The 15,519-nt window shown below is 43.7% G+C and carries 12 protein-coding genes; 5 read left to right on the forward strand and 7 right to left on the reverse strand.

Annotation, left to right across the window (positions count from 1 at the left end):
• The first annotated feature begins 1,390 nt into the window (after nt 1-1,390).
• The 5 genes from BHV72_RS14645 (at nt 1,391) to gldH (ending at nt 6,089) form a co-directional block, all read left to right on the forward strand.
• Entirely contained in the window at nt 1,391-1,903 is a 513-nt protein-coding gene (locus BHV72_RS14645; RefSeq protein ID WP_005679101.1) for a ferritin-like domain-containing protein, read from the forward strand.
• 186 nt (nt 1,904-2,089) lie between these two features.
• Nucleotides 2,090-3,043 carry a methylenetetrahydrofolate reductase [NAD(P)H] gene (gene metF, locus BHV72_RS14650; RefSeq protein WP_055170173.1) on the forward strand — a complete coding sequence of 318 codons (954 nt, stop codon included), beginning with the start codon at nt 2,090-2,092 and terminating at the stop codon, nt 3,041-3,043.
• 1 nt (nt 3,044) lies between these two features.
• Nucleotides 3,045-4,169 carry a DNA polymerase III subunit gene (locus BHV72_RS14655; RefSeq protein WP_005679099.1) on the forward strand — a complete coding sequence of 375 codons (1,125 nt, stop codon included), beginning with the start codon at nt 3,045-3,047 and terminating at the stop codon, nt 4,167-4,169.
• Between the two features lie 14 nt (nt 4,170-4,183).
• Nucleotides 4,184-5,632 (forward strand): PSP1 domain-containing protein, encoded by a 1,449-nt coding sequence (locus BHV72_RS14660; RefSeq protein WP_022042668.1) that lies wholly within the window; start codon nt 4,184-4,186, stop codon nt 5,630-5,632.
• The gene (gldH, locus tag BHV72_RS14665; protein WP_005682166.1) at nt 5,610-6,089 is read left to right on the forward strand and encodes a gliding motility lipoprotein GldH; all 480 of its coding nucleotides are present in this window, start codon (nt 5,610-5,612) and stop codon (nt 6,087-6,089) included. Before BHV72_RS14660 ends, gldH begins: the two co-directional genes overlap by 23 nt.
• A gap of 12 nt (nt 6,090-6,101) precedes the next feature.
• Here the strand turns inward: gldH and rodA are convergent, their stop codons facing one another.
• The 7 genes from rodA to BHV72_RS14700 form a co-directional block, all read right to left on the reverse strand.
• Nucleotides 6,102-7,559 carry a rod shape-determining protein RodA gene (gene rodA, locus BHV72_RS14670; RefSeq protein WP_005682167.1) on the reverse strand — a complete coding sequence of 486 codons (1,458 nt, stop codon included), beginning with the start codon at nt 7,557-7,559 and terminating at the stop codon, nt 6,102-6,104.
• On the reverse strand, nt 7,540-9,402 hold the full coding sequence (gene mrdA / locus BHV72_RS14675) for a penicillin-binding protein 2 (protein ID WP_005679094.1): 1,863 nt from the start codon (nt 9,400-9,402) through the stop codon (nt 7,540-7,542). The genes rodA and mrdA overlap by 20 nt, the downstream gene beginning before the upstream one ends.
• 2 nt (nt 9,403-9,404) lie before the next feature.
• Nucleotides 9,405-9,902 (reverse strand): rod shape-determining protein MreD, encoded by a 498-nt coding sequence (mreD, locus tag BHV72_RS14680; protein ID WP_005679092.1) that lies wholly within the window; start codon nt 9,900-9,902, stop codon nt 9,405-9,407.
• On the reverse strand, nt 9,899-10,744 hold the full coding sequence (gene mreC / locus BHV72_RS14685) for a rod shape-determining protein MreC (RefSeq protein ID WP_005679090.1): 846 nt from the start codon (nt 10,742-10,744) through the stop codon (nt 9,899-9,901). Before mreC ends, mreD begins: the two co-directional genes overlap by 4 nt.
• Before the next feature lie 18 nt (nt 10,745-10,762).
• Nucleotides 10,763-11,785, reverse strand: coding sequence for a rod shape-determining protein (locus BHV72_RS14690; protein ID WP_005679089.1), 1,023 nt, complete (start codon nt 11,783-11,785; stop codon nt 10,763-10,765).
• 15 nt (nt 11,786-11,800) lie between these two features.
• The gene (gene purH / locus BHV72_RS14695; protein ID WP_055170241.1) at nt 11,801-13,324 is read right to left on the reverse strand and encodes a bifunctional phosphoribosylaminoimidazolecarboxamide formyltransferase/IMP cyclohydrolase; all 1,524 of its coding nucleotides are present in this window, start codon (nt 13,322-13,324) and stop codon (nt 11,801-11,803) included.
• 150 nt (nt 13,325-13,474) lie between these two features.
• Entirely contained in the window at nt 13,475-15,511 is a 2,037-nt protein-coding gene (locus tag BHV72_RS14700) for a M13 family metallopeptidase (RefSeq protein WP_032838438.1), read from the reverse strand.
• Nucleotides 15,512-15,519 lie beyond the last annotated feature (8 nt).

The raw sequence follows: 15,519 nt of genomic DNA on the forward strand, positions 1-15,519 counted from the left end.
TTTGAAACTTTTTTGTAACACGCTGATTGACAAGGATGTTGTAGAACATAAATTTTACTGCAGGGAGAACCCATGTAGAATGACTACACATTATTATATTCACACGCGAGAGGAAGGGAAGGGAATGAGACTGTAGAAAAGAAATAAGTACTGTAAGCAAATTTATTCGGTTTCTCAAAAAACAATGCTGATACATAAAGTTGATAATAACCGATTCTGGCATTCACCTACCACCTCCCCCTACGGGGACTCCTCCTTCCAGAAGGAGGAGAATAGAGGATACTATCGACTATAAACTAGCAAATCATTATTTTACAGATTCAACTTACAAACAAATTGGAAGAAAAACTGATTCATCAAATTCATTTCTCATATTCTCATACTTTCGGAATAACGCGTTTATTATCAGATAAATGATGTATGAGAAATAAAATAACAGACAGCCATTTCTCATAGTATTCGGGATTATTTCTCATAGAATTCGTTGTGTTCTCATATAGCTTCATAAATCAAATTTCAATATACGACACATTTGAACTAATATTAAATTGTAGAATATAGACTGTTAAATAAATGGTAAATACCTTATAGTTAGAGACTCTTCACCTATTTATAACAGATAATCGATAAGACATATAATTCGTTCCACTACAGTGAATAGTTCTGCGCACTCTAGTAGCAAGAACCGGCTACTAGAGTGAAAAAGCCTGTGCACTGAAGTGGAACAAAAGAGATGATAGTAGAAATTCACAAGGATAAAGGCATAATATAACAAGGGCATTAGGATAGAATATGGTATGTAAAGGGAAGACTTCAGAAAAAGAAGCATATATCAGGAGAACAATATGGAGTAGTGAGAAAAAGAACGGGGGGCTATGAGAAATAAAGAAGAAAGAGTATGAGAAATGACTGAATTATGAGGGAAAACAACAGAAAAACTATGAGAAATACCTCTGTGTTATTTTATTTCTCATACATCATTTATCTGATAATAAACAAGTTATCCCGAAAGTATGAGAATATGAGAAATGAATTTGATAAATTCGGTTCTTCTTCAAATTTGGTGGTAATTTAACCAGTCGTGGTATCTCTATTCCCCTCCTTCGGGGAGTGGCTGAAAGCCGGGGTGGTAAGTAGATACACAATGCTGATAATAACAGACTTACGCATTCACCTACCACCTCCCCCTACGGGGACTCCTCCTTCCCGAAGGAGGAGAATGGAGAATACTATCGTTTGCCACCAAATCTGAAAAAGAACCTTTACTACATGAATCAGACGAGAAACCAAAGAATTATTCTTTCTGTTAAAACCTCCACAAGCGATAAACAAAAATATCCCCCGGCTGTTACATAGGCAACTTAAACATATTAACCTAAACATAAAAATTATGGCTAGAGAAAGTGTAAAAATCCTACAAGGGAAATTGGATGTAGAAAGTTTGATTTCACAGTTGAACGCAGCATTAGCTGAGGAATGGTTAGCATACTACCAGTATTGGGTAGGTGCATTAGTAGTGGAAGGCGCTATGCGTGCCGATGTACAAAGTGAGTTCGAGGAACATGCCGAGGAGGAACGCCGCCATGCACAACTACTCGCCAACCGTATCATCGAGTTAGAAGGAGTTCCGGTACTGGACCCTCAAAAATGGTTCGAACTAGCCAGATGCAAATATGATGCTCCGCAAGAGTTTGATTCAGTAAGTTTATTGAAAGACAATGTGGCTTCCGAACGTTGTGCAATCATTCGTTACCAAGAAATCGCCGACTTTACTAACGGGAAAGATTTTACCACCTGTGACATCGCAAAACATATTCTTGCTGAAGAAGAAGAACATGAACAGGATTTGCAGGATTATCTGACGGATATTGTCAGAATGAAGAAATCATTTCTCGAAAAGTAAATTCTAATTTAATAATGATTAGGTAAGAGAGGGGCATCCATTTACAGGATATACCCTCTTTTATGTATATAGTACGATAAAAACAAAACTATTTTAGAGTAAATCAAGAAGAAATCTTTCTTTTTTCGTATTTTTGTCCCAATATGCACGTTTAATCCAAATAGGTAACGAACATTTGCGAAGAGAATGAAAGTAATTGATTTAATAAATAACAGCAAAAAAACAGCCTTTTCTTTCGAAATCCTCCCTCCACTGAAGGGTACGGGGATTGAAAAGTTATATCAAACAGTCGATACGCTCCGGGAATTTGACCCGAAATATATCAATATCACCACGCATCGCAGCGAATACGTATATAAAGACCTCGGCAACGGCCTGTTTCAACGGAACCGTTTGAGAAGACGTCCGGGAACTGTCGCTGTGGCTGCTGCCATTCAGAACAAATATAATATCACCGTAGTTCCGCATATTCTGTGCAGTGGTTTCACACGCGAAGAAACTGAATATGTACTGCTTGATCTCCAGTTTCTGAATATCACCGACTTGTTGGTGCTGCGCGGAGACAAGGCGAAGCATGAGTCTGTATTTACTCCGGAAGGCGACGGATACCACCACGCCATTGAATTGCAGGAGCAAATCAACAACTTCAATAAGGGAATCTTTGTAGACGGTTCGGAGATGAAAGTCACCGCCAGTCCGTTCTCTTATGGCGTAGCTTGTTATCCGGAGAAGCATGAAGAAGCTCCCAATATAGAATCCGACCTCTATTGGCTGAAAAAGAAAGTGGAAGCAGGTGCAGAATATGCCGTGACGCAACTATTTTATGATAATAAGAAATATTTCGAATTTGTGGAACAGGCAAAGGCGGCGGGTATCAACATCCCTATCATTCCGGGAATCAAACCTTTCAAAAAACTATCCCAATTAAGCATGATTCCTAAGACATTTAAAGTGGACTTGCCGGAAGATTTAGTAAAGGAGGCCTTAAAATGCAAAAACGATGCTGAAGCCGAACGGGTCGGTATCGAATGGTGCGTGACACAATGCAAGGAATTGATGTCCCACGGAGTCCCAAGTATTCATTTCTACTCTATCGGAGCAGTAGACAGTATCAAAGAAGTAGCCAAAATCATTTATTGATATGTTTTTTAGAGACGTAATCGGACAAGAAGAAATCAAGCGACGGCTCATTCAGGAAGTGAGAGAGGGACGGATTCCGCACGCCCAGCTCATCTGCGGCCCGGAAGGAGTCGGAAAAATGCCGTTAGCTATTGCTTACGCACGTTATATCAGCTGCACCAACCGGGGCGAGACTGATGCTTGCGGCGTCTGTCCGTCCTGCGTAAAATTCAATAAGCTGGTACATCCGGACGTACATTTTGTTTTCCCTATCGTCAAAAGTGCGAAGGGGAAAAAGGAGGTATGCGATGATTATATCGCCGACTGGCGGCCGTTTGTTATCAACAATCCCTATTTCAATCTCAATCACTGGCTGAACGAAATGGACGCCGAAAACTCGCAAGCATTGATTTATGCCAAAGAGAGTGACGAGATATTGAAGAAGCTCAGTCTGAAATCCAGTGAAGGCGGATTTAAGATTACGATTGTATGGCTACCGGAAAAAATGCACCCGGTATGTGCCAATAAATTGCTGAAATTACTGGAAGAACCACCCGAGAAGACGGTTTTCCTGCTTGTATCGGAAGCGCCGGATATGATTCTGCCGACTATTCTGAGCCGTACACAGCGTATGAATGTTCGGAAGATTGACGAAGCCAGTATCGACCGGATATTACAGTCAAAATATAGCATTCAGCCTGCCGACAGTCTTTCCATTGCCCACCTGGCAAACGGTAATTTTATAAAAGCGCTTGAAACAATTCATCTGAACGAGGAGAACCAACAGTTCTTTGATTTATTCGTCAGCCTGATGCGGTTGTCTTATCAACGGAAAATCAGGGAGATGAAGATGTGGAGCGAGCAAGTGGCAGGTATGGGACGCGAACGGCAGAAGAACTTTCTGGAATATTGCCAGCGCATGATCCGGGAGAACTTTATCTTCAACCTGCATCAACGCGACCTTACTTATATGACTATCAACGAACAGAATTTTGCAATCCGCTTTGCTCCTTTCGTCAACGAACGTAACGTCATGGGTATCATGGACGAGCTAAGCGAAGCACAACTGCATATTGAACAGAATGTAAATGCTAAAATGGTATTTTTCGACTTCTCATTGAAGATGATCGTACTGTTGAAGCAATAATAAATATATAAACTATGGAATATAAACTTCATAATGGGAGCGGCAGCCTTTGTTGCAAAGGATGCTCCCGCCAAGATAAAAAGCTGAACACCTACGATTGGCTGGCAGACATACCGGGCAATGCGGAAGAAAGTGATATGGTAGAGGTACAATTCAAAAATACCCGCAAAGGGTATTATCGCAACAGCAATAAAATCAAACTGGAAAAGGGAGACATTGTTGCCGTTGAAGCTGCCCCCGGACATGACATTGGCGTAGTAACCCTTACCGGCAGACTTGTCCCCCTGCAAATGAAGAAAGCCAACTTCAAAGCGGATGCGGAAATCAAACGAATCTACCGGAAAGCCAAACCGGTGGACATGGAGAAGTTCAACGAAGCAAAAGATAAAGAACACGCTACCATGATCCGTGCACGCCAGATTGCATTGAACTTGAATCTGAACATGAAAATCGGAGATGTGGAATATCAAGGAGACGGTAACAAGGCTATCTTCTATTACATCGCCGACGAACGGGTAGACTTCCGCCAACTGATTAAGGTATTAGCCGAAGCTTTCCGAGTACGTATCGAGATGAAGCAGATCGGTGCCCGTCAGGAAGCCGGACGTATCGGTGGAATCGGTCCTTGCGGACGTGAACTTTGTTGTGCTACCTGGATGACGAGTTTTGTTTCCGTATCTACCAGCGCCGCACGTTTCCAGGATATCTCACTCAACCCCCAGAAACTTGCCGGACAGTGTGCAAAACTGAAATGCTGCCTGAACTACGAAGTAGACTGTTACGTAGAAGCACAGAAACGTCTGCCTTCTAAAGAGATTGAGCTGGAAACCAAGGATGGTACTTTCTATTTCTTCAAGGCCGACATCCTCAGCAACCAAGTTTCTTATTCTACAGATAAGAACTTCCCTGCCAACTTAGTCACTATTAGCGGGAAACGTGCTTTTGAAGTGATCGGCATGAATAAGAAGGGTATGAAACCGGACAGCCTGCTTGAAGAAGAAAGGAAAGCGGAGCCGAAGAAACCGATAGACTTGTTGGAACAGGAAAGTGTAACCCGTTTCGACCGTAGCCGTAATAACAGTAAGGAAGGAAATAACGCCAACCGAAACAAGAAAAAGAAAAAAGGAACTCCCAACAACAACCGACCGCAACAACAAGTAGAAGGGACTAATCGTCCGCAGCAACCGCAACGGGAAAACGAGGGTCGTCCACAACCTGCGGAAAACGGAAACAGAGGAGATCGGGAAAACAGACCAAGAAATAATAATAACAACCGGAACAGAGGACAAAACCAGGGACGGAATAATGAGAACAGACGTCCGGAGAGAAGACAGGAACGGCCACAAAACCAGGAACGCCCGCAAGGTCAGGAACGTGAACGCCCTGCAAGACCAGAACCCAGACCGGAAAGATACCCAAATCAAGCGAAACCGCAAAATAATGAAAAGCCTTCTCAGGAATAGTTTATTCTGTCTGCTCGGTATTTGCCTAATGGCTGCCTGCAATGAGAATACCGTGTATCACTCCTATCAGTCCCTTCCCGACGAAGGGTGGGGAAAGAGTGATACACTCTCTTTTCTGATTCCTGTCACCGACAGTATTCCGCCTACACTCAGATTATTCGCGGAGGTTCGCAACAGAACAGATTACCCTTATCATAACCTGCATCTATTTATCAGTCAAAACCTGCAAGACTCTACGGTATGGCGGACGGATACTATTACTATAAACCTGGCTGATTCCACGGGAAGGTGGATCGGAAATGGTTGGGGAAGTATCTATCAATCAGCGGTCTTTATCAAATCCGTACGTCCTTTGTATCCTGCTAATTACACCTTCAAAATTATGAACGGGATGAAAGATGAGAAGTTGTCCGGAATCAATGACATTGGTATCCGAATTGAAAGACAGGAGAATTAGAAAATAAACGAACTAGAGTCTCCTGCCGCGCCCTGCATCTATCCGCAGGAAAATAAACAGCAATATCGTAAATCCCCATAAAGAAGAACCTCCGTAACTAAAGAAGGGTAATGGGATACCAATTACAGGAGTCAGCCCTAACACCATCCCTATATTGATAAATAGGTGAAAGAGGAAAATACTCACGACCGAATACCCATATACGCGACCGAAAGCAGACGGTTGCCTTTCGGAAAGGAATATCAATCTCAATATCAAAATAAGAAAAGCCAGCAAGACCGCGGCCGAACCTACAAACCCTTGTTCCTCTCCCACCGTACAGAAAATGAAGTCGGTATCCTGCTCAGGGACGTATTTCAATTTGGTTTGCGTTCCGTTCAAAAAGCCTTTCCCTGTCAATCCGCCGGAACCGATAGCAATCTTGGACTGGTTTACATTGTAGCCGGCACCGGTTAAATCTTCTTCCAAACCCAATACTACTTTAATACGGATTTGCTGATGCGACTCTAATATATTATCGAAGACATAGTTACTGGAATATAAGAATCCAATGGAGCCGATTGAGAATAAAGCAATCAGGAAATAAGAGCGCTGACGCTCGCTCAATGCCAAGTAAATCAAATAACCTACCACAACGACACAAAGCCCCCACTGCACCCAGACCAGACTGAAATGGATCCAATATTCGGATATCAGATAAGCGATAAGCAAGACAATCAAACTTCCTCCGATAATATTCCGGGCAGGTTCCCACCGCTTGCGGTATACCCACACCATACCACCGGCAAATAATAAGATCAGCAGCAACACAATAAACTCTCCCAACGGAGTCGGTGTATCGGCTATGAATACTTCATCGAAGCGGATGCCTACCACAAAATAGATGACCGCACATACCCCCGAAAAAAGTACCACACCCGGCATTCCCTCCCGGTAAAGCACCAAGAAGAAAGCAAGATAGACCAAGGCAGAACCTGTCTCCCGCTGACCGATAATCAACAACATCGGAAGGAGGATAATAAAACCCAGTACCAGAGCACATTTCTCTTTCTTTATGCTGAATGAATAGGAGTTTATATATTTGGCCAATGCCAATGCGGTAGCAAACTTGGCAAATTCGGCTGGCTGCAGGCTGACAGGCCCCATTACCAACCAAGAACGGGAGCCTTTGGTATCCGGCGCGATAAAAATAGTAACGATAAGCAAAATTATCATTCCTATATATATAATGTACGCGAACATATCATACATCCGGTCTTCCAACATCAACAACACGAAACCGAGACCGAAGGAACAGATAATCCAGACAAATTGCTTGCCTGCACGGGTAGAGAAGTCGAGGAAGTCACGATCACCATAGTCATAGCTGGCTCCACAGACACTGAACCACCCGCCGACAATCAGAAGCAGGTAAATGCAAATCGTTACCCAATCCAGTGATTTCCACAAACTATCGTTCCTCGTTACCATACAATATCACTCTGTTACTAAATTCTTCTGCTCTCAATTCATTCTCGGGAGATAGTTTGCCTTTCAAGTACTGCTCCATAAGCAATGCCCCGAAAGGTACTCCGTATGTAGCTCCCCAACCTCCATTCTCCACATACACGGCAATGGCTATCTTCGGCTTGTTCATCGGCGCAAAGCCCATAAATACAGAATGGTCATGTCCGCGGTTCTGCGCCGTACCTGTCTTTCCACAAGCTTCCAAGTCCGGAACCATTACCGACAACATACGGCAAGTTCCGCCTGTAGCAGCTCCGCGCATCCCTTCCACCACCGATTCATAATGCCGTTTCTCAATTGTAGTATAACGTGGCGTACGATAAATACTATCCAACTGATTATCTTGAATCTCCTTCACAATATGCGGTGTGATAAAATATCCGCGATTGGCAATCGTTGCACCCAGATTGGCTATCTGGAGAGGAGTAGCCAGAATTTCTCCCTGCCCGATCGAAATACTGATTACCGTCAGTCCATTCCAATGGCCGCGATAAGCCTTATCATAGAACTGTGCATTCGGAATCAAACCACGTTTCTCTCCGGGCAAATCAACACCTAACTTATAACCGAAGCCTTGGGAAACCATGTGATCTTTCCAGACTGTAATTGCGTTTTGCGGTGAACCGTATTTACGGTCGCCGAACATACGGAACAGTCCCCAACAAAAATAAGAGTTGCACGATGTAGCAATAGCAGGAATAAGTGGTATCGGTGCTCCGTGGGCATGACATCCCACCGTCAGCCTGCCGTAATGGAAACCGCGCGAACAAGGGAAAGAAGGAGCCTGCTCAGTCACAATGCCTTCCTGCAAAAAAGTTAATCCCTGTGCCGTCTTAAAAGTAGAACCCGGAGGATATACTCCCATCAATGCACGATTCAGAAGCGGTTTCATCTTATCACGCTGCAACATCAGATGGTTCTTTCCACGCTGACGGCCAATCATCAAATGCGGGTCGTAATTCGGCGAAGATACCAGACAAAGAATCTCTCCTGTCTCCGGCTCAATAGCAACAATACTTCCGATCTTATTTTTCAGTAACCGTTCACCCAACATCTGCAAGTCAATATCCAAACTGAGTGTCAAGTTCTTTCCGGGTACGGAAGGACGGTCATATTCTCCGTCCATATAATGCCCCTGAATACGTCCGTGCGCATCACGAAGCAGAATTTCAATGCCTTTCTCTCCACGCAGATACTTCTCATACGATTTCTCTACACCCAACTTGCCGACATAATCGCCACGAATGTAGTAGCCTTCTTCATCGGCTTCCATTTCTTTTGCCGAGACTTCTCCAATATCACCCAAGGCGTGCGCGGCAGCATCATAAGAGTATTGGCGAATCGTACGCCGCTGGATATAGAAGCCACGGAATTTAAACAACTTCTCCTGAAAGACGCCACATTCTTCCGCCGAAAGTTGCGACATAAACAATTGATTAGTGTATCTGGAATATCCCGGATTCCGGCGACGGTCTTTCATGTCGCTCATGATTTTCAGGAATTGAGCACGAGTAATATTCAACGACTGGCACAGGTCGAGTGTATCCAAGTTCTCTACTTCTTTCGGGACAATCGTTATATCATAAGCAGGCTGGTTAAAAACCAGCAACTTACCTGTACGGTCATAGATAGCTCCGCGCGAAGGATATTGAATTTTATTCAGGAACGCATTGCTATCGGCGTTCTTCTTATAATCATCGGTAGTAATCTGCAATACAAAAAGACGGATCAGATAAATCAGCACAATAGACAGTGCAATTCCCCCGATAACAAATTTCCGTTTCTCCAGTCTATAATCTTTTGCCATCGCTATCTCCTTATGCCTTCCACAGCTACAATACAAGTTACAGTCAGAACGGTACACAATGCCACCCGCAGCAGCAACAGCCAAATACCGGAAAACGAGAAGAACTCAATAGAGAGTAAAGCCAGACTATGTATAAAAACACTTGCAGTAGTATATTTCAGAAAAGGAGTGATTCCCATACTCTTGAAAGAAGGTACGAGATTGTCCTGATTATCGCGGGGAGTGAACAAACGCAATAAAGAAGGACGAAGAAAAGCAAGCAACACGGTTGCTGCTGCATTCATTCCCGGAGTATCGGAAAACACGTCAATGGTAAGCCCGAAAAAGAAGGCCCACAACATCAGTTCATTCCGGGAAGTGCCGGAATTGAACTTCAAAATAAAATAAATATAGAGAAAAGGCGTAGCATATCCGGCTATATGCACATTATTCAGAATTAGCACCTGAAGAAGCACCAACCCGATAAACCAACCGATTCTATGTATATAGGTAATAATCATTGTTTCGTTGTCTTGTTTTCGAGTTCTTTCTGCTCCTGCTGACCGTTCCGCGCTATCACCCGCACATCACTAAGCTTGCCGAAATCGGTAGCCAACTTGATCTTCAGCAGATAGGATAATCCATCATGAGAGTCGGACATATCATCCACCGTCCCCACCATAATTCCTTCGGGAAATACAGTCGAGAAACCGCTTGTCACTACGGTATCTCCCAGATTAAACTCGGCATGACGAGGCAAATCTTTCAGATAAGCGTATCGCGAATCTCCGTGTTCCCACTTCAGATAACCAAAATAATCGCTTCCTACAATCTTGCAACTGATGTTTGATTTGCTATTCAGTACAGAAATCACCACCGAATAGGAAGGAGATGTTTCGTAAACAATTCCCACAATCCCGTTTCCGTCTACCACGCCCATTTCGGAATGAATGCCGGAAGAAGAACCTTTATCAAGCGTTATATAATTATCGGCCAGGTTCAGGCTATTCTTAATCACACGTGCCTTAAACAGCTGATAATCTTTCTGAGGCATCTTCCGGATACTGTTCACCGCGATAGAATCGAGTTGACGTTCTTTCAACGCTTTTTCCAAATTATTGATCTGCTCTTCCAATAACATATTCCGGTCCAGCAGGTCTTCATTGACCGATTTCAGGTGGAAATAGGAAGATATACCTCCCGAAACTTCATAAACCGCCCCCACAACTGTATTGGCAGAAGTGAAATAAGCACTCTGCTGGTAATTGTTGAACCGAAATAACAAAACAAAACTGGCTACCTCCAATATGACAAAGAGGAACCAGTAATTGTATTTCAAAAGGAAGTTTATTAAATTCCGCATGAATCAGAGTCCGTGATTTTATCTCATTAGGAAAGAGAAACGATCTACATTCTTTAATGCTACCCCTGTCCCCTTGGCAACAGCGTGTAAAGGATCTTCCGCAATATGGAACGGGATATTTATCTTATCAGTCAGTCGCTTATCCAAACCACGGAGTAACGCACCACCACCGGCCAGATAGATACCATTATGAACGATATCCGCATAAAGTTCGGGAGGAGTATTCTCCAATGCACTCAAGATAGCCGTTTCAATCTTGGAAATCGATTTCTCCAGACAGTGAGCCACTTCCTGATAACATACCGGTACTTCCATAGGAAGGGCAGTAATACGGTTCGGACCGTGAACGATATAATCTTCCGGAGCGTCTTCACCCAGTTCGGTCAAAGCCGCACCTACATTAATTTTGATACGTTCCGCCATACGCTCGCTGACCTTCACATTATGCTGACGGCTCATATATTCTTGAATATCCGCAGTCAAGTCATCACCGGCAATACGGATAGAGTTGTTGGAAACGATACCTCCCAAAGAGATAACGGCAATCTCCGTAGAGCCACCACCTATATCAACAATCATGTTTCCTTCCGGAGCTTCCACGTCAATACCGATACCGATAGCTGCAGCCATCGGTTCGAAAATCAGATAGACATCACGTCCGCCGGCATGCTCGGCAGAGTCGCGAACAGCACGGAGTTCAACTTCCGTACTTCCCGACGGTACGCCGATCACCATACGGAGAGAGGGTGAGAAAAGATGATTGCGGGTGTTTACCTGCTTAATCAGACCACGCATCATCTGCTCGCAAGCATAGAAGTCAGCGATTACCCCGTCTCTCAACGGACGAATTGTACGTATATTTTCGTGGGTCTTTTCATGCATCAACTTCGCCTTTTCTCCTACGGCGATCATCTTATCCGTACGGCGGTCCAAGGCTACAACCGAAGGCTCATCCACCACGATTTTCCCGTTCGTGATGATAATGGTATTGGCTGTACCCAAGTCCATTGCTATTTCTTGTGTAAAAGAGAATAATCCCATTCTTGATTCTTGTTTTTAATGTTTAAAATGACGGATACCGGTAGTCACCATTGCCATGCCATGTTCATTGCAGTAAGCAAAAGACAAATCATCTTTCACTGAACCACCCGGCTGAATTACAGCTGTAATTCCTTCTTTATCGGCAATTTCCACACAGTCAGGGAACGGGAAGAAAGCATCCGAAGCCATTACTGCACCATTCAGGTCGAAACCGAATGATTTAGCTTTTTCAATCGCTTGCTTCAATGCATCCACACGTGAAGTCTGTCCCACACCGCTTGCCAACAGTTGTTTACCCTTCGCCAGTACAATAGCGTTTGATTTACTATTCTTGACAATCTTGTTAGCAAACAGCATATCCTCTACTTCTTCCGGAGTAGGAGCCTTGTCGGTCACTGTTTTCAAGTCGGCTACCGTTTCAATATTAGTATCTTTATCCTGCACCAATACGCCGTTCAACAAAGCACGGAACTGCTTCTTCGGCAGTTTGGCCTCCTTACGTACAAGAATGATGCGGTTCTTTTTCTGTCCCAGGATTTCGAGTGCATCCACATCATAATCCGGTGCGATAATCACTTCGAAGAAAATCTTGTTAATTTCTTCTGCTGCTACCTTGTCAATGACACCGTTAGTAATCAGTACACCACCGAAAGCAGATACAGGATCACCTGCCAATGCATCTTTCCAAGCCTCCAACACAGTAGGACGGGAAGCCAGGCCGCAAGCGTTATTATGTTTCAGGATAGCGAAAGTAAGATCCTCGAACTCGTCGATCAAGTCAACGGCAGCGTTGATATCAAGAAGATTGTTATAAGAAATTTCTTTTCCGTGAATCTGATCGAACATTGCCTCCAGGTTTCCGTAGAAATAACCTTTCTGATGTGGATTTTCACCGTAACGAAGTTGTTTCTGGCTGTTCACCGAACAACGGAAGGCAGAACCTTCGCCGGCATCGAAATAATTGAAGATAGCCGAATCATAGTGAGAAGAAACGGCAAACGCTTCTTTTGCCATCCAACGGCGTTCTTCGAGTGAAGAAGTGGCTCCGTGCTCCATTAACATATCCAGCAATGGCTTATACTGAGCCTGAGAAGCTACGATAATTACATCGTTGTAATTCTTGGCTGCGGCACGAATCAAAGAGATTCCGCCTATATCTATTTTTTCAATAATATCCGCTTCAGATGCACCGGAAGCAACAGTTGCTTCAAACGGATACAAATCAACAATTACCAGATCTATTTCAGGGATCTCATATTTCTCAATCTGCTGCATATCTTGTTCCAGACCGCGACGACAAAGGATACCTCCGAAGATCTTCGGATGCAATGTCTTCACTCTACCACCCAAAATAGAAGGATAAGTGGTCAAATCTTCCACCGCCTTACAGGGATATCCCAACGATTCAATAAACTGACGAGTTCCCCCCGTTGACAGAAACTCTACTCCCTCTTCATGAAGTTTGGTAATAATTTCGTCCAAACCTTCCTTGTGGTATACAGATACCAGTGCAGTTTTTATTCTTTTAGACTCTGACATTGAATTGCTTATTAAGTATTTGACGCGCAAAGTTACGAAATATTGTTTATCGTACGTAATAATAAGGTGTGAATTAATAAAAAAAAGCGTTGACTCTTCCGGAGGAAAAGCCAACGCTTCTTTGCGCATACAGTTTATATTCAGAATTTATTACCAGATAGATACTCGTTTTTCTTTTGGTACAAACATGGAATCTTGTTCGGTGATATTGAATGCTTCGTACCAGTTGGCAATATGAGGTAATGCACCGTCCACGCGCCATTTTCCTAATGAGTGAGGATCGAGTTTCGTCAAACGGAGAATTTCTTCCGGACGAATATTTCCCGCCCACACATTTGCATAAGCAAGGAAAAAGCGTTGTTCCGGTGTAAATCCGTCAACAACTTCCAACGGTGCGGTTTCCATTGCTTTCTTGAAAGCATGATAAGAAACTTGCAGTCCACCATGGTCTGCTATGTTTTCTCCCAGCGTTAGGCTACCGTTTGCATGTACTCCTGGAGCGACCTCAATACTGTCAAAGAAGTTCACCATTACCTGAGCACGTTCCTCGAATTTCTTGGCATCTTCTTCCGTCCACCAGTCTTTCAGATTTCCGTCTTTGTCATACTGACGTCCCTGGTCATCAAATCCATGTGTCATTTCATGACCGATAACAACTCCGATAGCACCGTAATTCATTGCATCATCAGCATTCATATCAAAGAATGGAGGTTGCAGGATAGCTGCCGGGAAGCAGATTTCATTGGTTGTCGGGTTGTAATAAGCATTAACGGTCTGAGGAGTCATCAACCATTCATCCTTATCTACCGGTTTGCCGGCTTTGGAAATCATCTCGGCATACCCCCATTCATTGGCACGTTCGATATTTGCCCAATAAGAATCGTTTTTAATATCCAAGGCTGAGTAATCTTTCCAGGTATCGGGATAACCGATCTTGACATGGAAGGTAGCCAGCTTCTCCTGTGCCTTTGCTTTGGTCGGTTCGCTCATCCATTCAAGAGCATTGATGCGTTCGCCCAAAGAAGTCTGTAAGTTCTTCACCAACGTTACCATACGTTCTTTGGCAGCAGCCGGGAAGTATTTCTCGACATACATCTGCCCTACTACTTCACCGAGAGCACCGTCTACCGTACTTACAGCACGTTTCCAACGAGGTTGCATCTCTTTTTTGCCGGACATTGTCTTGCCGTAGAAATCAAAATCCTGCGCTACGAAGTCATCACTCAAGTAAGAAGCTGCCGAGTTAATCAGATTCCATTGAAGATATAGCTTTTGCTCATCGAGGGATACTGTATTAATAACGTCCGCCACTTCTTTCATAGCTGCCGGCTGACCAACATTCACTTCTTTCAGATCATTTAAGCCTGATGTAGTGAAGTAAACATCCCAGGCAAATGTAGGGAAGTTCTTTTTCAGCGTCTCCATATCCATTTTATTGTAATTAGCATGAGGGTCGCGCAACTCTACCTGCGAACGGGCTGACTTGGCCAAACGAGTTTCGATATTCATCACCGCTTTTACAGCTTTTTGTGCAGCAGCCTCATCATAACCAGCCAACTGAAACATCTTGGCAATATGTTCCTGATATTTATCACGGATATTCTTTGTTTGCTCGTCATTCTCCAGATAATAATCGCGTTGTCCCATTCCAATACCTCCCTGATAAGTCTGAACCAGATTCATCGAACTGTTCATATCATCAGCACCGATATAGAGGCTAAAATAAGGATTAATTCCTTTCTTCTGAATTTCGGCGATGTACGTATAAATTTCACCTTTATCTTGGAGGGCGTCGATCGCTTCCAGTTCAGCTTTAATTGGAGCAACCCCTTCCTGATTCAGTTTCACGCTATCCATGGCGATATTGTAAAGATCACCCACTTTCTGAGCGGCACTGCCCGGTGCGTTGTCTTTCTTTGCAGCCAGTTCGGCGATTAATGTTTTCAACTGCTCACGGCTGTTTTCACGCAACATATCAAATGTTCCGAAACGTGAATACTCGTCAGTCAGCGGATGAGCTGCAACCCAACCGCCACAAGCGTATTGATAAAAACTTGTACCCGGCATAGCCATGGTATCCAGATTAGCAAGGTCGATACCGGATGTTAGCACGGCCTCTTTCTTACTGTTACATCCTGTTGTCATAAGGCATACGGCAAGAATTGGTAAATACTTAGTTACTTTCATATTGCATA

This window comes from Bacteroides sp. 43_46 (assembly GCF_001915455.1).
GTDB lineage: Bacteria > Bacteroidota > Bacteroidia > Bacteroidales > Bacteroidaceae > Bacteroides > Bacteroides caccae.